The organism is Tenacibaculum sp. AWR4_210 (assembly GCF_056160945.1).
Map to the genome: position 1 here is coordinate 1 of NZ_JBSWYF010000018.1, position 20396 is coordinate 20396.

The window sequence follows — 20396 nt, forward strand, 5'->3', positions numbered from 1 at the left end:
GAAAATTGAGGTAACAAAAAAGCATCCCCCCGCGGATGCTTTTCAACTAACTAACCAATCATTAAACCAATCTATCTATATATTTTTTTTGTTGTATCGAATTGATACTTCAAAGATAGGAGAGACTCTTGGTGTTGCTATGTAGGAATCGTCAGTGCGCACGTATCTATTGTTGAAAGGTAGAAGGATAAGGTTGAGGTGTATAGTAGGTTTCTAATAGGCGTTGTCAGCGAAATTAAATGCTATCTTTACGCAAAAAGCCGCTAAAACTTTAGAAATATGAAAAAGAAACTATTTAAGTTGCTATTGTTGTGTTTCGCATGCCTTGCTTGTTCAGAAAAACAACCTAATTTTGATGACTATGCAAGTTATGACGTTTCCACTAAATTGATAGCGACGAAACTTTCTAATGGAAAATTTTCCATGGGTATTCCGATAGGGTGGAATCAACGTATTGAAGATAATTTAAGACAGGAGACGTTGGCCAACTATTATATAACGTCACCTGTGAATGCGCAAGGAGTTTTTGATGTTTTGTACATACAAGTGTTACGATACCCAGAAACTTATAAAACATTTAAAGGAGTTATAGAAAATCAACTGGCAGAATTTGAAAAGACTTCTAAATACTTAAAGCTTGTAGGGCAGGGAAAAACAACATTATTTTCGAAACCGGCTTATTATCTTCACTTAAAATCCGATACTGGGGTATATGGTGAAGTCGAGCAAATTTATATACTAATAGATGGGGGTGAAGGTGATACCTATTATAGGTGTACCCTTAGTGCTTCACAAACTGAAGATATTAAAAGACAAATGGGATTGATGCTATCCATGGTAAAGTCTTTCCGTCCTTTAAGAGCCATTCAAAAGGAGCGATATTATGGGATTTAAGTCCAACAGTAAAATAGCATCAATAAAAAAAGTATCTCAAAGAGATACTTTTTTGTTTTAGGGAAAAATAAACAAACTGCTAACGAACTATATATTTTAATGTGTTGAAAATCATAAGTACACTTCAAAAGTACGAGAGAAAAAGGTGTTCGAGGAGTGAGTTTCGATAAGCGGCATAAAGTTGACGTTTATCGGTAGTACTAGTACGTTCAGTATCCTGAGCGGCTGTTGCTTAAGAAAGTATGGAAAGGTGTTTAAAGAGAAAAGAAAATAAAGAAAAAGCGAACCGAAGTTCGCTTTAACATACTATGATTTACCAACAGGTGTCTACAGGAATGATCATGTGTTCGGATGGAATACAAATACCATTAGCATCATAGCAACCTTTACAACCTTTGTCGCCTCCTTGAATACGTTGTTGTTCTGACTTGTTCAAGGGCGAACCCAATGTGGAAATGTTCTTTAACATAATATATAATTTTTAATTTTCAACAAGGTACCATTAACGATATAAACAAAGCAGTAATTATCGATACTTAAAGTAAGGAGTTTCCATACTTATGAAATCGACTTCTTTCGTTAGTATTTATTTTAGTTGACACTGTATTAGCTAGTGTTTTCATCGATGTAAGATTCTTTTTTAGATTCTTTGTTTCATAATCAGAATAAATGTAAACAAGTATATGCAACGACACTTGTGGCAGCAAGAATTTAACCGAATCATTAAAGAGTGCGATAGACAAGGGTGCAAACCTTCGTTTTGAGATATTCGGTGTTTTAAAAAGGGAAATGTGACAGTATCACTAATAAATTTTGAGGAGAGACCTTGATTAAATCAGTTTAGAAAATAGTTGATAGAAATAAAAAAGTACCTCTCGGAAGGTACTTTTTTGGATCTTGGGAAAAACAAACTAAACTGCTAACGAATTATATATTTTTTATTTTTTGTTCTTGTTTACACTTCAAAAGTACAACTGCTTTGAACTATTTCAGTCAATGTTTCGTTAACTAGAAGATAAGCTTCGACTACCTGTAAGGGACGCTCGATTATTTGTAAAGTGTTGGTAATAAAAAAATAAACCCCTCTGAAAACAGAGAGGTTTATACAAACAAATTAAGTACTCTTTTGTAATTCTTTTTTATAAGATGTATTACGTGTATAAAACAGCTTTTAGGGTATTTACCCTACTAGCCGCCGAATTCTTCTCCGCCACCATCGTAACTTCCTCCGGGACGTTGACGCTTTTTCTTTTGATTAAAGCGATAGGTGAAACTCAGTGATATTTGACGTTCACGCCATTGAAAGGCTCCGTCTACAATAGCCGTAGGGTTGCTTCGGTCGCCGTTATAGGTAACAGTTTCTCTTCTTCGAGAATTGAATAAATCGCGAACGTTCAATACCAGTGAAGCTTTGTCATTAAACAAATCTTTACTAAGTGAAATATTAGCTGCAAACATTGATTTTCTGTCGGTTTGTGCACTTTCTTGTGGACCGCGGTACATCAAACGAGTTTGCCATTGAATTTTTGCCGGAAGCGTAATTCGTGCGTTAAAACGCGTAAACCAACTGCTGTTGTTAACTTCGGGTAAAGGAGTAACCACCTGACTTCCATTAGCAGCCGTATAGGTGTAGTTAAAAGCGTCGGTTTTAAATTTAAAATAGTTAAAGGTCGCCGATAAACGTGCCCATTTTGCTGGTGAATAATTGGTGGTAAGCTCAAAACCATAGCGATTTTCATCACTTAAATTTACAGGTTGACTTATAAATACATTGGTGCCATTTCTGTCTTCAATGACCGATACACGTTGCATGATATCGGTTGAGTATTGATAGTACAAAGAGGTGTTAAGCGTTAATTTACTGATCTTAGTAGTGTATCCGAAGTCAAACGAACTGGTAAACATCGGGTTAATATCAGGGTTTCCTCTAAACACATTAGTACTGGAACTACGCGATTCAAAAGGATTCAGGAACCAATAGCGAGGTCTTCGTAGTCTTCTACTATAGCCTAAGGTAAGGTTGTCTGTATCATTAAGTTCATATCCTAAGTTGATGGTTGGAAACCACTCAGTGTAGTTTTTGTCAGACTTCTGGTTGGTAGTCAGTACCGTTAGGTCGATATCTGTAATTTCAGTTCTCAATCCAAGGAGGTATGAAAACTTGTCAACTTTACTACCGTATTGAGCGTAGAAAGCATAAATATTTTGTTTAAAATCGATGGCATTGGAAGGATCATAGGTAAATGGATTACCACTGGCATCGCGAACCTGAAAGTCAGAATACAAATCTTGCAAAGTAGCCTTGTGTCCGAGTTCTAGTTGACTGTCCTCGCCTATAGGGAGCACGTAGTCAATTTGTAACAAACGATCTTTAGAATTCGTTATCTGTGAATTTTGCTCGCTTAAATTCCCATTGACGCGGATAGGGGCCAATTCTACTTCTTCGCTGTCGCCGTATTGAAGATCGACAACCAATTTTTCACCGTTGCCATCAAAATTATTTGTATAGTTTAATGAAAACTGCTTGTTGACATTGTCTTGGTCTTCTGTTTCTATTCGATTTTCAGTAGATTGCGTGATACGATTGGCATCAAAAACGGTAGTTAGGTTGGTAGCAACATCGTCACCTTTTGATTTTCTATAGAAAAAACTTCCTGTAATAGAACTGTTTTTATCAATAAAGTACTCGAGCCCGAGTGATCCATTAAAATTGTTGTTCTTTCTATCGAATTTTCTGTTTTCATCGCGATAGCCTGTAATGACTCCATCTTTATAATTAGTAAAGAAACTTTGGGAGTTCCCCGGACCTTTACGGTACGAGTATCCTAAGTTAGAAAAGAGGTTAAATTTCTTAGTCCTGTAGTTGAGGTTGGGAGCAATACTTAATAAATCGGGAGTCCCTGCAGTGAGATTCAGAGATCCGTTGAAACCTGTAATTTTTCCTTTTCGCAAGATAATGTTTAGTATTCCTGCGGTTCCTTCTGCATCGTAACGCGCCGAAGGCGAGGTAATCACCTCTACTTTTTCGATGGCGTCTGCAGGAAGGTTTCGAAGCGCATCGGCACCGCTTAGACCTACCAAGGCGGAAGGTTTTCCGTCGATAAGGATACGTACATTTTCGTTTCCGCGAAGGCTTACAGCACCGTCAGCTTCAACATTTACCGAAGGAACATTATCGAGCACATCACTGGCATTTCCTCCTTTGATGGTCATGTCCTTACCTACATTGTAGATTTTTTTATCCAAACGTATTTCTACGGTTGACTTTTCAGCAATAATCTCTACTTCTTCGAGGGTTTCTGCATCTTCACTGAGTAAAAGCGTACCGAGATTAGCATTTTTTGTTAGATTTTGATTGGGGAGTGCCTTGGTTTTAAATCCGATAAATTCGATTTTCACTGCATAGGACCCCTTGGGTACGCGTATGTTGAAGTTCCCTTTTATATCGGTAACTCCGCCAGTTACTTTTTTATTTTTTAAATGCGTTAAAACAACCGTTGCATATTCCAAGGGTTGTTTTGAGTTTTGCTCCAGTATGGTTCCTGATAGGCTGACCATTGGAGGTTTTCCATATCCTGAGGGTTTTTGAGCTATGGCCGTAGTACTTATAAAGAGTAGTAGTACGAATTTTAGGAGTGTAGTATTATTCATGAACTTGTATTATAGATTGCTTGGACGTAACAAAGTTTAAAAGGTTTAATGCTGTTTCGTTAAAGCTTTGTTAAAGTAACTCGTTCAGTGTTTTTATACGAATGTTTGGAGTAGTGTTTTCTGAACATTTGAATTGAATTATTTTGGATACCCCAGGGGTAAGGTCGAAGAAGTTATCACTGAAATGACCTTCAGTGTTTGTGTATAAGTAGACCGCTTTAGCAAGGCTAGAACTCTTGAGTTCAACTTGCCATCCCGTAGCTGTTTTCGATAGTTGCTTTTCGATTTTTACTTTTGACAATTGAAGGTTTTTGGGCGTATTCAGATAGTGATTGCGTCGGAGTGTTCCGAAAGAACTCTTAATAAATTGTCGACGGTGATCAAATGTATCGAGCGCTACTGTAAAACAATGCGTACTCGAATTTGGAGGAATGCGAACACGTTGTTGATAGCTCGCTTTTTGATGTCCATCAAAATCTAAAATTTCTATTGTTAGCTCGTCTTCCAGTTGTTCAGCACTGTCATTTACTATGTAAATGCGGTAGGTGTTTTTCACGTGTTGACCGGAGATTAGAATATTTGCAAACGAGCGTTTAGCTTGATAATGTAAGGCCTTCCAATGACCAAAATAATCAATACTCGACCAAGAGATGGCAGGCCAGCAATCATTGAGCTGCCAGTAAAGACTTCCCATATTGTAGGGCTTTGCTCTCCGGTGTGCTTCGATTCCGATAGCAATTCCACGTGCTTGTACCAACTGACTTAAATAGAGCGTGTCGATAGCCGATTTGGGATAGGGAAAATCTCGTTGACGGTATTCCGATAGTAATTGAAAACCGCGTTGGTGTTTTTGATGACTCCGAATGGCTGGACCCTTTAGGCGTAGTATCGTATCTTGATTGATGTAGTTTATAACGGCAGGACTGGGGTAGGATTGAAATCCAAATTCGCTCATAAACCTGGGTATGCGTTTTTCAAAATGCTCAAAGGGGGCGGCATCATGCCATACCCACCAGTCATGAGCATCACCTTCGAATTCGTATTTAGGATTTCCACGTCCGTATTTTGGAGAACTCTCCCAATAAGAAGTTCCCGGATGCAATCGAGCAACAGTTTTAGGTAGGAGACTGTCAAATACCTGTTGGTAGGAAGTCCAAATAGCTTTTTTTTCATCGGCACTGCGTCCATCTTGCCAACCCCAACGATGCCACCCTTCTGAGTTTTCGTTATTACCACACCACAGTGCTATAGAAGCGTAGTTTCGCAAACGTTTCACTTGCTGTTCTGCCTCTCGCTGTACATTTTTTAAGAAAGCCTTATCTCCCGGATACATGGCACAAGCAAACATAAAGTCTTGCCAAACCAAGATGCCTTTTTCATCACATAAATCGTAAAATGCATCCGCCTCATAAATACCACCTCCCCAAACTCGTAGCATGTTCATATTGGCTTCAACGGCAGCTTGGAGCAATTTTTCATAGTGTTTTGGGCTTACGTTGTTTTGAAAGCTGTGCTGAGGTATGTAGTTGGCGCCTTTGGCGTATATGGGTTTACCGTTGACCGAAAAGTAAAATTGTTCGCCGAGGCTGTCTTTTGGCGTGTGTAATTGAAGGGTTCTCAATCCTATTTTTTTTTCGAATGATTGTGTTAGGACCTGCTCGTCAAAGATATCAAAATGAATGCGGTATCGATGGGGAGTTCCCATGGTATGGGGATACCAGAGCACAGGGTTTTTGATTTTTAGTGGTAAAGTATAAGTATGGGTGCCAGGTATTATTTCGAGGGTGTGTTCTGCTTTTACTCCTGCGATGGAGGTTTTTATCAGTAGGGTTTTGGCGCTATCAGAAGTGAATTCCAGATGTGCTTTGAGTTGTGCAAGGTGGTTTTGTAGTGCCTCTTGTTGGAGGTAGCAATCGCGGAGAAGTACATCATTCCATGATTGTAAAGATACAGGCTTCCATATACCGACAGCTTGAAGTTTAGGACCCCAATCCCAACCGTATTGAAACTGCGCTTTTCTGGTGAAAACTCTGGGGCTTTCCGGTAGTTGGTATGATAAGAGCGCTTTTGCTTTTGTTTCTTGAAGTTGAATTGGATGGACTACAATACGCAGCGTATTGCTTGCTTTTAATAGGCTGTCTACCTCGTAAACATAGGAGGTGAAGGCGTTGTTGGTAGTACCGATGTATTGTTCGTTTAGGTAAATATCAGCATAGGTGTCGATACCTTCAAAATTGAGCAGGTGATGTTTTCTAGAGCGTACAGCTTTTGTTAGTTCGAAAGTTGTACGATAGGTCCAAGTTTGCTCGGCCACCCACTGTACTTTAGCCTCATTTGTTAAAACAAAGGGGTCTGGTATTAGGGCTGCTGTGAGCAAATCGGTATATACCGTTCCGGGAACCGTGGCACGCAGCGCTTTGATGCTATCTGAAGAGACCTCCCAGTTTTGAGAAAGTTGTGTATGTATCGGGGTATCTACTCGGTGTTGGCAACTCGCAAGGATGCCCATACTTAAGAGCAGGCTAATTAGTAGTTTCATTGTAGCGTTTTTTTTAGTGCTTTGATGGTTTGAATATCAGAACGAGTTTGCAGAGGGCCAAAGTCAAATTTTAAAGGTTGATTAGAAATCAGGGCAGAAGCGGAACTGTGAATTTCACGAAAGCCAGCGGTTTTAAATTTTCCGGCGTTATGAGGATTAATACCTCCTCCCGGCATGATGATGAGGTTTGTGATGGCTCGTTCTTGTAGTCTTCGCAGTACCTCCATGCCTTCTTCTGCAGTAGCGGCACTCCCGGAGCTCAGAATTCTATGTACCCCCAAGCCTATAAGTTGTTCTAGGGCTGTCATCGGATTGGGCACGCAATCAAAGGCACGGTGGAAGGTGAATGGAAGTGGGGCACTGAGGCTAATTAGCTCTTGAGTTCTGGCCACATCAATGCGATGATTTTCTTGCAGGACACCACTGACGATACCACTACAGCCGGCTCCTTTAAACAAGTCGATATCGCGTTTCATGATTTCAAACTCTTCTGGTGAATAACAAAAATCACCACTTCGAGGTCGTACCAACACAAAAACCGGAATGGCTACAGACCTAATTACATTTTCAACAAGGCCGAGACTTGGAGTAATGCCGCCCACAGACAATTCACTGCAGAGTTCTATTCTATCGGCACCGGCTGCATCTGCATTGAGAGCCGATTGTATGGAATTAGCACATATTTCTAAAAGCATCGTTATTCGAGTATGAGTTCGTTAATAAATAACCAAGCGTTATGACCTGCACCAGGCCTACCATCAGGGATTTTTCCGTAATTGTAGATGGTCAAATACAATTCGTCTGCGACCAATCCGTTCAATTCAACAGCAGTTTCAACAAATGGACGTTTGCTTTCTGGAATATTTTGAACGCGTTGGAATCCTGTCTTCGACTGTATTCGAATGTCTTTAGGAGCGTAGATCCAACTAGTTTTTCCATTGTGGAACCGAACCCTGAGTGTATTCATTTTTTGCGAATGGTTTAATTTTAGTGTAAGTCGTACGGAATCACTGTTAAATCCGAGCCATTCCGGGTCGTTAAATCGTTTGTGATGTCCTACAATACCGTTGATAAGAGCTTGGGAGCCTCCGGAATCAAAATTAGGGTGGGGGGCAGGACTAATTTGTAGTTGTTGTTCAACAGCCAGGTGTTTTTTAAAGTGAGTTGTATACAGCTCACCAAGCATAAGATCCTCCTCAAATACCGCTGCTTTGATGGTACAGCTTTTGGTTAGGTAAAAAGGTGCCAGGTAGCTCGCTGAATTTTTCGTTGGTGTGCTGCCGTCAACAGTGTATCGAATGCGACTGTTGGGAAGCGTAGTTTTTAGTTCGAAGTACACGGAGTCGTTCTGATAAAAACTACGTCCCTTAATCTCGTATAAATGATTGGCATAGCGAATGCCCTTTTTATCGAGCCTCGGTAAGAAGTTTTGCAATCGATGAATAAAATTAGTGTAATCCTTTATTTTTTTATCACTCCAGAGTACTTCACTTAAAGCAAGTGCACGCGGAAATACCATGTAGTTTACTTGGTCCGTAGTTTTCATGTATTCGGTCCATACATTGCCTTGTGCTCCGAGTACATAGGACGCTTCTTTAGCGGTCATTGCTTCCGGAATGGGCTCAAAGTCATACACTTTTTTTAAGGGTAAATACCCGCCAATGGCTAAAGGTTCTGTTTCGTTTTGCGATTGGTAGTAATCAAAATAGCAATGAGAGGTAGGCGTCAAAATCACATGATGTCCTTCTTTGGCGGCAGTCACAGCCCCCGCGGTTCCACGCCACGACATAACAGTGGCATTAGGAGCGAGTCCACCTTCTAAAATTTCATCCCATCCAATAATCTTTTTTCCTTTGCTATTGATGTAACGTTCCATTCTTCGAATAAAGTAGCTCTGTAAACCCTGTTCGTCTTTTAACTGTTCTCTTTGGATAAGCTCTTGGCAATGTGCGCAGTTTTTCCAGCGTGTTTTTGGCGCTTCATCACCTCCAATGTGAATATAGGGACCCGGAAAAAGCGTGATGATCTCGTCAATTACAGCTTCTAAAAACTCAAATGTTTGTTCTTTGGGACAATAAATGTCATCAAAAACTCCCCAGGTGGTAGCTACGGAAACAGGATTTCCTGTACATCCTAATTCTGGATAGGCAGCGATTGCTGCTTGTGAGTGTCCTGGCATTTCAATTTCAGGGATGATGGTTACTTGGCGTTCTTGAGCATAGGCAACAACTTCTTTGATTTCCTCTTGAGTATAGTAACCTCCGTAAGGTGTATGGTCGTATTGTGGCGGTTGATCGGTGTAATGTCCGATGAGGGTTTCTTTTCGCTGTGAAGCAATGCTTTGAAGTTTGGGGTATTTTTTTATTTCGATTCTCCAGCCCTGATCTTCGGTAAGATGCCAGTGAAAAGTATTCATTTTTAACTGCGCTAACATGTCAATGTATTGTTTGATAAATGATACAGGAAAAAAATGACGTCCCACATCCAGATGCATGCCTCGATAGGAAAAGCGCGGATAATCATCGATGGTCATGCAGGGAATATGTATGGGATCTTTTGGAATGTTAGTAGGTAAAAGTTGTACTAAGCTTTGCAATCCGTAAAAAGCTCCCTTGGCATCTTTTGCACTAATATGAATGCTGTTTTGGGAAACTTGTAACCGATAGCCTTCCTCGTTTACGAGGGTAGTATCGTGTACAAAAATCACAGCTGGTGCCGTTGATTTGGAGCTGATGCTGATCCCTGTAGTAGCAAGTGATTTTTTTGCAAATTCAGCAACCTCCTGCAGTGGTTCGGAACTGTCAATTCGGAGTGTTTTATGTAAGGTGAACACTCCCGTACTTCGCTGAATTGATTGGGGTTGGGGAATAATGGCTATGGGTAGTGGTTTCGGAACTCCCCGAAAACATGATGTTAATAGGGTAATGAATGTCGTTAGTAGTAAAAATGATGTTGTTAGTCGAAAATGCTTCATTTTTTAATTGTTGATTAACATGTATCTTGCTAATTTAGACAAATTTCTATAGCGTATATTACTATGATTAAATATTTGAAAATTATACCGATAGTCCTATTGGTTTCACTCTATTCGTGTAATTCAAAATCCCTTGACCCAGCCACTACATCCAGCCCGTTAATTGAATATGTAAATCCATTTATTGGTACCGGAGGGCATGGGCATACCTATCCAGGGGCAGTAGCACCTTTTGGAATGATGCAATTGTCACCAGATACGCGACTTGATGGTTGGGACGGCTGTTCTGGCTATCATTATTCAGATCGCGAGATCTTTGGGTTTAGCCATACCCATCTCAGCGGAACAGGTGTTTCTGATTATGGAGATCTGTTGTTGATGCCCACAAATGCTGTGCTGTTTAACAATGGAGCTGACGGGAAACCAGGGTATAAGTCAGCCTTTAGTCACGACGATGAGATTGCGACACCAGGATATTATGAAGTACATTTAAAAGATACGGATATACGAGCAGCACTAACGGTAAAAGAACGCTCGGGAATACATCGTTATGATTTTCCTAAGGGGAGCAAGCAAATAATAATTGTAGATCTTGAGCATCGTGATGAGGTACTCAGTGCAGCCATAGAAACGCTTTCTAAAACGCAAATTCAAGGACATAGACATTCCAAAGCATGGGCTGAGCAGCAGCAGTTATTTTTTGCTGTTGAGTTTTCCAGACCGTACAAAAAGGTGACATACTACAAAAGTAAAACCTCAGGAAAGGAGGTAAAGGCGGCTTTTGAGTTCGAGGCTGATGAAGGGACGAGCATGGAAGTTCGCGTAGGAATATCTGCAGTAAACGAAGCAGGAGCGGCCTTAAACTTAAAGACGGAACTCGCCAACAAATCATTCCAAACTGTCAAGGAAGAAACTCAGGAAGCATGGGAACGACAATTGAAGAAAATCGTTATCAACCATCCGGATGCTACTGTGCTTACCAATTTTTACACGGCGATGTATCACAGTATGCTGGCGCCAAATCTATACCAAGATGTCGATGGGAACTACCGAGGGATGGATTTAAAGATTCATAAAACCACGAGTTTTGACTATTATACGGTATTTTCATTGTGGGATACCTACAGAGCAACGCATCCGCTGTACACACTTATTGAACAGGAGCGCACCAACGATTTTATCAATACCTTTTTGGCAAAGTATGACGAAGGGGGAATTATGCCGATTTGGGACTTGTCGGGGAATTACACCGGTTGTATGATTGGCTATCACGCCGTTCCTGTGATTGCCGATGCTTATCTTAAGGGAATTCAAAACTACGATACGGAAAAGGCATTTAGAGCAATGTTACATTCGGCAACACGCGATAAACTGGGCTTGGCATCCTATAAGAAATTTGGGTATATACCCGTTGAAGAAGAGTCTGAATCGGTTTCCAAAACGTTGGAATACGCTTATGACGACTGGACCATAGCCCAAATGGCAAAAGCTATGGGTGAGGATCGTGAATACCAAACCTACCTACAACGCGCTCAGTATTACAAAAATGTATACGATCCGAAATCGCAATTTATGCGAGGACGATTTAGGAATACCTGGTTCGCTCCTTTTGATCCTTATGAAGTAAACTTTAATTATACCGAAGCCAATGCTTGGCAATACAGTTTTTACGTGCCTCAAGATGTGAGTGGGATGATGCAGCTGATGGGAGGGAAGCGTCAGTTAGAAGCTAATTTAGATAAGTTGTTTAGCGCAGAAGACCAGACTTCTGGACGTCATCAGGTAGATATTACCGGTCTTATCGGACAATACGCCCACGGAAATGAGCCTAGTCATCACATGGCTTACCTGTACAATTTTGTCAACAAACCTCACAAAACGCAGGCGCGTGTGCGACAAATACTTCAAGAGCAATATACCAATACGCCAGATGGGATTTCAGGTAATGAAGATTGTGGACAGATGAGTGCTTGGTATGTATTTAGTAGCCTAGGGTTTTATCCGGTGACTCCCGGAACTAATCAATATATTATCGGGGCACCTTTGGTAGAAAAAGCAACAATTTATCTAGAAAGTGGTAAGAAGTTTAGCATTGTGGCAGCCCCGTATTCCGAAGCTGCGAAATACATCCAACAGGTGTTTCTCAATGGAAAGGCACTACAACGCTCCTATCTCACACATCAAGAAATTATTCAAGGAGGAGAACTTCGATTTGTTATGGGGACTACCCCTTCTGAATGGGGAACAGCGGAAGGCACAGAACCCGTTACAGCCATTAAAGAACATTTGATAGTTCCTGCCCCCTTTATTGAAGATGGGGATGTAGCTTTTAAAGGAAGTACTAAAATTACTTTGAATTGTGCAGATACTACAGCAACAGTGCGCTACCGATTAGGAAAAGGGGAGTTTAGGGTATATGAAAAACCTTTTGAGGTTTTAGAGAATACCATACTCACTGTGGTGGCAGAAAAAGATGGGTGGCGAAGTGCAGCCATTAAAACTGCGTTGTATAAGATTGATCCGAACCGCAGTATTAGCCTTAAAAATGCCTATGCTAATCAATACAATGCAGGTGGTGAAAATGCCTTGATAGATGGAGTTTTGGGAGCTAAGGATTTTAGAACAGGAACCTGGCAAGGGTACTTTGATACGGATATGGAAGCTATTGTCGATTTAGGAAGCACTAAAAATATACAGCAGGTGGCAATTAATTTTTTAGAAGATCAGCGAAGTTGGATTTTCCTACCAACAGAAGTCACGTGTTTAGGATCGAAAGATGGGGTGACATTTACACCTTTGGATACTGGCATAGCCTTAAATTCAGCAGAACCCCATGAAGCAGTATCCATTAAAAATGTGTACTTTACTCCTTCGAATGCAGCGGTGAGGTATGTGAAGGTGATCGCAAAAAAATTAGGAACACTTCCCCAGTGGCATTTGGGGTATAAACACCAAGGAAAGTCTTGGTTGTTCATCGATGAAATTCAAATAAGAGAATAATCCCTTAAGAAAAACATATGAAACGACGAAAATTTCTACAAAAGGCATCTATTTCAACACTAGGTCTGGTAACCACAGGTAATTTGGTAGCTTGTGCAAATCCTACTTCACAAAAAGAAGAGGTATTGACAACCGATACTGAAGCTTCTGTTAAACCTCTGGTAATTGCCACTTGGAATACGCCTTTGGCAGTGTCTACTGCTGCCGAAGTATTAGAAGCGGGAGGAAGCGCTTTGGATGCTGTTGAAGCTGGATGTAAAATTGAAGAAGCTAATGAAAAAGGACAATCAGTAGGAATAGGAGGCCTGCCAGATCGAGATGGCAATGTAACCCTCGATGCTTGTATTATGAATTCGGAAGGAGATTATGGAGCGGTACTCTGTGTAAAAAATATCAAGCACGTCATTTCTGTGGCCCGAAAAGTTATGGAAAATACACCTCATGTCATGTTGGTTGGAGAAGGTGCCGAGCAGTTTGCTTTGAGTCAGGGGTTTCAAAAGGAAAACTTGCTTACTGAAGCCTCAAAAAAAGCTTGGGAAAAATGGAGACAAACAGCGAAATACAAACCCATTATCAATATAGAAAATCACGATACCATCGGAATGTTGGCGATAGATAAAAAGGGAAATATTTCCGGTGCTTGTACCACCAGTGGCTTAGCTTATAAAATGGCGGGAAGAGTTGGAGATTCACCAATTATTGGAGGAGGTCTATTTGTAGATAATGAAGTTGGAGGTGCTGCTGCGACAGGATTGGGAGAAGAAGTATTAAAAACAGTGGGTAGTTTCTTAATAGTCGAATTGATGCGACAGGGAAAATCGCCACAGGAAGCCTGTGAAGAAGCAATTGCCCGTATCGTTAACAAGCCAAATTCGGATTTTAAGAACTTTCAAGTTGGCTATATAGCGGTGAATAAAAAAGGTGAAACTGGAGCCTATGCGATTCACGAATGGTTCAGTTATAATCGCTATAAAAACAACGAAAATAAAAATATAAAATCAGACTTTATCCTCAATAGAAAAGCATAATTATGAGCGTACACCCAACTAACCCTAAGAACACTTCATACAAAACGGCCTTTTATTTTTTAACTTCCTTATTTTTTTTATGGGGATTTATTACGGTATTGGTCGATTCATTGATTCCAAGGCTGCGAGAGCTTTTTACCCTGAGTTATTTTCAGGCAGGAATGGTTCAATTTGCCTTTTTTATGGCGTATTTTTTACTCTCCATTCCTGCGGGGCTCATCCTTTCAAAAATAGGATATAAAAAAGGAATAGTCATGGGGCTGGCCATTATGGGTATTGGGTGTTTGCTGTTTTATCCGGCTGCTGAATACCGCGAGTTTGTGATTTTCTTTATCGCGTATTTTGTGCTTGCTGCTGGGATGACGGTTTTACAAGTCGCAGCAAATCCGTATGTTGCTGTTTTAGGATCAGAGGAAGGAGCGAGCAGTCGCCTAAACCTCTCTCAGGCTTTCAATTCGCTTGGAACAGCCATTGCACCGGCAGTAGGCGCAGCATTAATTTTGAGTGATAGCGTAAAATCGACTGCTGAGATAGAAGCTTTGGACAGTGTTGCTAAAGAAGCGTACTTGGAGGCAGAGGCCAGTGCTGTGCAAAGTCCTTTTGTAGCCATTGCCGCTTTTATAGCCTTATTGGCATTGGTCTTTGTATTTGTGAAATTACCCAAACTACTTGAAAAAGTTCCTTCGGGAAACTACGGACAGCTGTTTCAAAATAAAAACTTGGTATTGGGGGCCTTCGGAATTTTTGTCTATGTAGGCGCTGAGGTTGCGATAGGGAGCTATTTAACCAATTACTTTATCGATATGAAATTGTATACTCAGATACGCGAAACGGGTTGGCTGCGAAGTATATCAGAGAGCTTTCTACAAACAAAACTTGAATTGGTTGATGTAAAGGCCATTGTAGGTACTTTTGTGACTTTTTACTGGTCGGGGGCTATGCTTGGGCGCTTTGTAGGGGCATATTTGACCAAGGTCTTTAAACCTGCAAAGGTATTAATGACCTTTGCATTAGGAGCTGTGGTGATGATTTTGTTGAGTATTTCCAATACAGGAGTTTTTGCTATGTGGACCATTTTGGCGGTAGGATTATTTAATTCTATTATGTTTCCTACTATTTTTACCTTGTCAATTCGTGGGCTTGACGACCTAAAGCCTGCGGCTTCGGGCTTGTTGTGTACTATGATTGTGGGGGGAGCTATCATTCCACCGCTATTCGGACTCGGTACGGATTATTTTGGATTTCAAACAGCTTTTATACTCGTATTGGTGTGCTATGGTTATATAGCTTGGTACGCTAAAAGACAAGCAGTGTAAAATAGGTGGAAATCGTTCTTGGGAGCGCAATGAAGTGTTGCGATAGATAGACTTGTTGGTTGTATTTCAAGGAGACACAATAATTTGAGGTTTTGGAGTTGATACGCCCTTTACGGAAAGGAGGGGTGACTGTAATATAACTTTGTATCGAGGTATATATGTAGAGTCCCCTGATTATACAAATGCTATTATGGGGATGGCTTTTTCCTTAGCCCCTTGCAGCTATTGGACATGCAGAACTAATGACGCATACTGGAAGTAGTAATAAAAGTATGTTGACATTAGGAGCTCGTCTATAAAAGTAGCTAATTACCATACAAATGAGTATGGTCTAACAGGGTTAGTTAAAAAAAAGGAAATTCAAACTAAGTCAAGTAATATCAGGAGATTCCTGGATGGGGTTTGATGAAAGAGAAGTTTTGGTTCCTGGCATTGTAACAGGAGCTCGAGTGACACTTCCAACAGGAGAAGGAAGACTAGATTCAGAAATGAAATTATGGATATAGAACAGATCATAAAAAAAAATAGGGAGCAAAATAACAAGGTTGATTATTTTGAAGAGTTTGTGTTGTTGTTTGAAAGTGAAATAACAACAGTGGATATTGAAAATATTTGTAGTGCAGAGTTTTTATTTACAAAGTTTAGTGATCATTCTGATATTCAAAGATATGTAACTAAAAAGAAAACTGTATATGGGTACAGAAATGTACTCTCTGAATTAAAGAAGAAAGAGAAAAATTCACTCATTATTGTAGCACGTTTTTATACTAATGATTATGGTTTCATTATTTTAATTGATAAAATAACTCTTAATGTGTTAGGAGTGCTAAAGAGCCTCAACTCGAATTATGAAAAGGTAAAGAAAATAAATGAATTCAATGACTCTAGAGGTTTTAAATCTAATTGTATTGATTTCCATAAAGGAATAAGGGTTAAGTAGAATACTTCCCCGAAACCGTGCGAATGAGCAATAAAGACTGTGCTAACGCACGAATCCTTTCGTGTGGCGAGTAGGAGTATGCAAAACAATAATATATATCAAAGCTACCTTACATTCATTTGTGAGGTGGTTTTTTTATGCAGTTTACAGGCAAAAACAAGCTGGAAATCTCTGAAAATCCGTATTTTTAAGTTGCTATGAAACTTGCTATGCCCGCACACCATTCGAGCAAATTTGAAGGATGTTTTTGTTCTTATTAAAGGCCCAATAGGTTGTTTTTTACTAAGAAAATAGATAAATGCACTTACCAAGAACGTGAAAAAGACTCTGAAACAGGGAAAGAAGCGTTTCAACTACGCCTCTGGGATGGAAGAATTGGAAAATGGTTGAGTCCTGATCCAGCGGGTAAAGGGGATTCTCCTTATACAGGAATGTATAACAACCCTTTAAAATATGTAGATGTGGCAGGGAGAGATACGTTGATATTCCATCAAAGTAAACGTTTAAATGTTCTTGGACGTTTTGATGTTCATATGTTAACTTTCTCGATCGAAGTAAATGGAAAAAGAAAAGCTTTGAATCACAACTACCTTATGGTTGCAAACAATCTATCTCAGCAGAAAAAAGGTAACGATCTTAGAGGATATTCACATTTACATCCCATAACGAATAAGGAAATTTTAGATATCAGATTCGAGAAGATGTCGAGCCACACATTTTTAAATTCAATATATTTAGCTCCAGGAGGAAGAAATAAATATGGGCACGCTGGAAATGTTGCTGGAGATTGGGATGGATGCTGGGGGATTTGTCGAGTAGAAGATTTAATAAAAAGAGACAATTTTACGATGAGTATAGCTCTTGATAAATCGGATACATATGAAATAGCAGATGGGAATAGAGCTAGATTTCAAGAAATCCGGAATATATACGAGCGTGTAAAGAAGTTATACAATTTAAATGGTCAACATATATTGCTAGAATTAAATTCTAATGCTGTGCGTTCACCATTAAATCATTCATTAAAACCAAAAGGAATTAAATCACCTCGTTTTTTTTAAAAGTTACAGTTTATGAGAGTTTTTTCGTTACTAATTATATTTTTTTACACCCTTAACAGCTGTATGGCACAGAGTGTCGAATCTAGAAGTAAACTACTTATTGAAATTAAAAATAAACTCGTAGCAAATATTGATTCAGTTTCTTTGCAAGATGAGTATTTGAAGCTATTTCCATCTAACGAAAAAGAATTTAAACAGATTTTCCATTGTAATGAGAGTCTTTTGAAGAATAAAGAGTCTACTTATACTTTTCTTCTTGGCGTAATCCTTAAAAACGACCCAAATGTTATAGGGTTGAGAATAATGAATATTGGTATAGATTTCCCAGAATGGAATAAAGGAAAATATGATGTAGGTGCATTAAGGGAGATAATACTTATTTACGCATATAGATTTTCAGACAGTTTTATTTTAAACTTTAATAAGTTAACAACTAAAGAACGAAGAAGGTTATTTACATATTTAGCAGATATTGAAAATCATGAATTTTACAAAGCATACCATATGGTAGTTGATAAATATAAATCACTTGATAGTGAAATTGCTGATTATTTAATAAAATATAGAAACTTAAGAATTGAAGGGCGTCCTCATTAAAAAATCTCCGCACCTTGACATTTGAGCTTTAGCGGAAGTGGCAAGAAATAAAAGGAAGTTTAAAAAGAAACGAGCATATTATTAGCCATTTGCAATGGCAAAACGAGAACTTAAAAACTACTTTACATTAAATTGTGAGGTAGTTTTTTTATGCAGTTTGCAGGCAAAAACAAGCTGAAAATCCCTGGAAATCCGTATTTTTGAGTTGCTATGAAACTTGCTATGCCCGCACACTATTTTAGAAAAAATGAAAGATGTTTTTGTTCTTATCAAAGGCCCAATAGGTTGTTTTTTACTAAGAAAATACATAAATGCACTTACCAAGAACGTGAAAAAGACCCTGAAACAGGGAAAGAAGCGTTTCAACTACGCCTCTGGGATGGAAGAATTGGACGGTGGTTGACATCAGACCCAAAAGGTGAGTTTAATTCACCTTATCTAGGAATGGGGAATAACCCTATGAAACTTATTGATCCCGATGGAGGAAGTACAGCTCCACCTGATAGATATAAATTAGGAAAAAATGGTAAGGTTACTAATGTGGATAATAAAGGAGGAGATAAAGTAGATTATTTAATAGTTGGAAATAAAGAAATAACTATTAATGATACAAGTATATTACCCAATCTTCAAAAAGTAAATATAAATGGAGCAAGTATAACTACTACCGGTAGAGAAAATAAAGCAGATATATTTAAAATTTTTTTAGCTGGAGCTAATTATACAAATGTTGAATGGACTGCAGGTACTACTTTTAAAGGAAAATATTATGTTGGAACTAAATATGATTCAGGTTTCTCTCCATCTTTTTCTTATATGGGAATACGAGGAAGTGCTGTTAAGGATTGGGTACATTCTCATCCTGATGTTGATATGAGTAGAGCTAATGGAAATAGGTTTGAAGCAGAAAAGAGATCTATGGGGTATTTAACAGATAGAGGTTGGAGAGCTGGAGATTGGAAAAACTATAGACAAGCCGTAAGAGATAATAATATGAGGGCACCTCATCGTGCATATGTTTACATGCCAGAATCAGGGAGATTGTAGAGAGTTACTTATAAAAAACCACAATATATAAGAAATATAAAAGGTAATCCTAATAGGTTCTTTTTTGGAAAATTTTAAATTATGAAATATAAAATAGTGCTAATATTATTTTTTTCTACTTATCTATTTCAATGCTGCTCTAAGCAGAAGAAAATAAAATTGACTAATGTAAGTGAAATAGAAAATAATAGGTATTTGAAACAAGCTCTTAAAAACATTTTAAATCCTTTCATTATTGAGCATGAACCCTATTTAGAAAAAGAACAAACTTTTTTAATATCTTTTTTGATAAAATCTAATGACACTTTAATTTATTTGTCTAGAACTTATAAATTTGAAGTAATTAAAGAAACTAATAGTGATGAGTTTAAAGGCGGTTTTTATTATCAAAAAAAATATCCAGTATTGATAGTTGATGATATAGAAAAACCAGTAGGATCAATATTGTATAATATTGATAGTCTAGATCACAAAATTGTTGAAGAATATGATAAGTATAAGCATCCTTCTAATTTTATAATAAAGTCATTTACAAAAAAATTTATGAAAAAAGGAGACAGCCTAATTTTTATTGAGAATCAAAAAATTCCTGATTATTGGTAAGATAGTTAAATTTATGGGAAGCCCTTCGCTACCGCACGAATCCCAGATCCCCCGCTACCGCACGATTGTATCGTGTGGTAAAGAGAAAGAATAAGTTCTTTAAAATATTTTGTATTAAAAACCGTATAGGATACTAAGTTTTTGGTATGCCAATGCCTAACCGTCAGATTATAAACGGAGAACGATATCGTTATTCTTATCAAGGTCAAGAAAAAGACCCTGAAACAGGTAAGGAAGCGTTTCAATTACGCCTTTGGGATGCACGCATAGGGAGGTGGTTAACTACGGATCCAGCAGGGCAATATGCAAGTCCTTACTTGGGAATGGGAAATAATCCTGTGAATTTAATTGATCCAGATGGTAGTACTGCTATTGGACCAGATGCCCCACCAATAACTTTTGTAAAGGGTGATTACAAGTGTTCTTATGTTGATGGTAATGGGAACAAATTTACGGAGTCACCTAATGGTTTAAGTGATTTTTCTGATTTTAAAACTGGTGATTTTTTTAGTCCACAGCAACAAGTTTCAGGTTATGATATTAAATTTGGTACAAATGGTGCTACTACTGTTATAGATTTAGAATGGCAAGCTAGGTCGAATAACTATAAAGCGGTAAACGAGATTATGCTGTTAGGGGTTACTGCTATGGATGTTGCTGGTTCAGGTTCACTTTACACATTTTTCAATACTGTTAAAGGTATAAAACCTAGTCAATTTAGAGGTTAAATCAATCTGCAAAAAGTA

The 20396-nt window shown here is 38.7% G+C and carries 15 protein-coding genes; 10 read left to right on the forward strand and 5 right to left on the reverse strand.

Annotation, left to right across the window (positions count from 1 at the left end):
- The first annotated feature begins 279 nt into the window (after window positions 1-279).
- On the forward strand, window positions 280-894 hold the full coding sequence (locus ACXAG7_RS19450; protein WP_476667849.1) for a hypothetical protein: 615 nt from the start codon (window positions 280-282) through the stop codon (window positions 892-894).
- Between the two features lie 313 nt (window positions 895-1207).
- Here the strand turns inward: ACXAG7_RS19450 and ACXAG7_RS19455 are convergent, their stop codons facing one another.
- From ACXAG7_RS19455 to ACXAG7_RS19475, 5 genes are all read right to left on the reverse strand, one after another.
- Window positions 1208-1363 carry a hypothetical protein gene (locus ACXAG7_RS19455; RefSeq protein WP_476667850.1) on the reverse strand — a complete coding sequence of 52 codons (156 nt, stop codon included), beginning with the start codon at window positions 1361-1363 and terminating at the stop codon, window positions 1208-1210.
- A gap of 719 nt (window positions 1364-2082) precedes the next feature.
- Window positions 2083-4545, reverse strand: a complete 2463-nt coding sequence (locus ACXAG7_RS19460; RefSeq protein ID WP_476667851.1) for a TonB-dependent receptor — start codon at window positions 4543-4545, stop codon at window positions 2083-2085.
- A gap of 70 nt (window positions 4546-4615) precedes the next feature.
- Entirely contained in the window at window positions 4616-7084 is a 2469-nt protein-coding gene (locus ACXAG7_RS19465; RefSeq protein ID WP_476667852.1) for a beta-mannosidase, read from the reverse strand.
- The gene (locus tag ACXAG7_RS19470) at window positions 7081-7779 is read right to left on the reverse strand and encodes a copper homeostasis protein CutC (protein WP_408044175.1); all 699 of its coding nucleotides are present in this window, start codon (window positions 7777-7779) and stop codon (window positions 7081-7083) included. The genes ACXAG7_RS19465 and ACXAG7_RS19470 overlap by 4 nt, the downstream gene beginning before the upstream one ends.
- 2 nt (window positions 7780-7781) lie before the next feature.
- Window positions 7782-10058: a beta-N-acetylhexosaminidase gene (locus tag ACXAG7_RS19475; protein WP_476667853.1), complete on the reverse strand. Its 2277-nt coding sequence runs from the start codon at window positions 10056-10058 to the stop codon at window positions 7782-7784.
- A gap of 63 nt (window positions 10059-10121) precedes the next feature.
- On the opposite strand from ACXAG7_RS19475, the gene ACXAG7_RS19480 reads away from it, so the two are divergent.
- The 9 genes from ACXAG7_RS19480 to ACXAG7_RS19520 all read left to right on the forward strand — a co-directional run bounded on the left by ACXAG7_RS19480 (window position 10122) and on the right by ACXAG7_RS19520 (window position 20378).
- Entirely contained in the window at window positions 10122-13058 is a 2937-nt protein-coding gene (locus ACXAG7_RS19480; protein ID WP_476667854.1) for a GH92 family glycosyl hydrolase, read from the forward strand.
- Window positions 13059-13075: 17 nt separating this feature from the next.
- Window positions 13076-14086, forward strand: coding sequence for a glycosylasparaginase (locus ACXAG7_RS19485; RefSeq protein ID WP_476667855.1), 1011 nt, complete (start codon window positions 13076-13078; stop codon window positions 14084-14086).
- Between the two features lie 2 nt (window positions 14087-14088).
- A complete protein-coding gene (locus ACXAG7_RS19490; RefSeq protein WP_476667856.1) occupies window positions 14089-15402 on the forward strand; it encodes a sugar MFS transporter in 1314 nt (437 codons plus the stop codon).
- Between the two features lie 496 nt (window positions 15403-15898).
- Entirely contained in the window at window positions 15899-16342 is a 444-nt protein-coding gene (locus ACXAG7_RS19495) for a hypothetical protein (RefSeq protein WP_476667857.1), read from the forward strand.
- Between the two features lie 272 nt (window positions 16343-16614).
- Window positions 16615-17403, forward strand: a complete 789-nt coding sequence (locus ACXAG7_RS19500) for an RHS repeat domain-containing protein (RefSeq protein WP_476667858.1) — start codon at window positions 16615-16617, stop codon at window positions 17401-17403.
- A gap of 63 nt (window positions 17404-17466) precedes the next feature.
- Window positions 17467-18000, forward strand: a complete 534-nt coding sequence (locus ACXAG7_RS19505) for a hypothetical protein (RefSeq protein ID WP_476667859.1) — start codon at window positions 17467-17469, stop codon at window positions 17998-18000.
- Between the two features lie 210 nt (window positions 18001-18210).
- Window positions 18211-19047 (forward strand): RHS repeat-associated core domain-containing protein, encoded by an 837-nt coding sequence (locus ACXAG7_RS19510; RefSeq protein WP_476667860.1) that lies wholly within the window; start codon window positions 18211-18213, stop codon window positions 19045-19047.
- Between the two features lie 81 nt (window positions 19048-19128).
- A complete protein-coding gene (locus ACXAG7_RS19515; protein ID WP_476667861.1) occupies window positions 19129-19650 on the forward strand; it encodes a hypothetical protein in 522 nt (173 codons plus the stop codon).
- Window positions 19651-19796: 146 nt separating this feature from the next.
- The gene (locus tag ACXAG7_RS19520; protein WP_476667862.1) at window positions 19797-20378 is read left to right on the forward strand and encodes an RHS repeat-associated core domain-containing protein; all 582 of its coding nucleotides are present in this window, start codon (window positions 19797-19799) and stop codon (window positions 20376-20378) included.
- Window positions 20379-20396 lie beyond the last annotated feature (18 nt).

Excerpts from the sequence above, each read along its gene's own strand:
- ACXAG7_RS19450 (WP_476667849.1), top strand. The coding sequence starts at position 280 with ATGAAAAAGAAACTATTTAAGTTGCTATTGTTGTGTTTCGCATGCCTT.
- ACXAG7_RS19455 (WP_476667850.1), bottom strand. The coding sequence starts at position 1,363 with ATGTTAAAGAACATTTCCACATTGGGTTCGCCCTTGAACAAGTCAGAA.
- ACXAG7_RS19460 (WP_476667851.1), bottom strand. The coding sequence starts at position 4,545 with ATGAATAATACTACACTCCTAAAATTCGTACTACTACTCTTTATAAGT.
- ACXAG7_RS19465 (WP_476667852.1), bottom strand. The coding sequence starts at position 7,084 with ATGAAACTACTAATTAGCCTGCTCTTAAGTATGGGCATCCTTGCGAGT.
- ACXAG7_RS19470 (WP_408044175.1), bottom strand. The coding sequence starts at position 7,779 with ATGCTTTTAGAAATATGTGCTAATTCCATACAATCGGCTCTCAATGCA.
- ACXAG7_RS19475 (WP_476667853.1), bottom strand. The coding sequence starts at position 10,058 with ATGAAGCATTTTCGACTAACAACATCATTTTTACTACTAACGACATTC.
- ACXAG7_RS19480 (WP_476667854.1), top strand. The coding sequence starts at position 10,122 with ATGATTAAATATTTGAAAATTATACCGATAGTCCTATTGGTTTCACTC.
- ACXAG7_RS19485 (WP_476667855.1), top strand. The coding sequence starts at position 13,076 with ATGAAACGACGAAAATTTCTACAAAAGGCATCTATTTCAACACTAGGT.
- ACXAG7_RS19490 (WP_476667856.1), top strand. The coding sequence starts at position 14,089 with ATGAGCGTACACCCAACTAACCCTAAGAACACTTCATACAAAACGGCC.
- ACXAG7_RS19495 (WP_476667857.1), top strand. The coding sequence starts at position 15,899 with ATGGATATAGAACAGATCATAAAAAAAAATAGGGAGCAAAATAACAAG.
- ACXAG7_RS19505 (WP_476667859.1), top strand. The coding sequence starts at position 17,467 with ATGGCACAGAGTGTCGAATCTAGAAGTAAACTACTTATTGAAATTAAA.
- ACXAG7_RS19510 (WP_476667860.1), top strand. The coding sequence starts at position 18,211 with ATGAAACTTGCTATGCCCGCACACTATTTTAGAAAAAATGAAAGATGT.
- ACXAG7_RS19515 (WP_476667861.1), top strand. The coding sequence starts at position 19,129 with ATGAAATATAAAATAGTGCTAATATTATTTTTTTCTACTTATCTATTT.
- ACXAG7_RS19520 (WP_476667862.1), top strand. The coding sequence starts at position 19,797 with ATGCCAATGCCTAACCGTCAGATTATAAACGGAGAACGATATCGTTAT.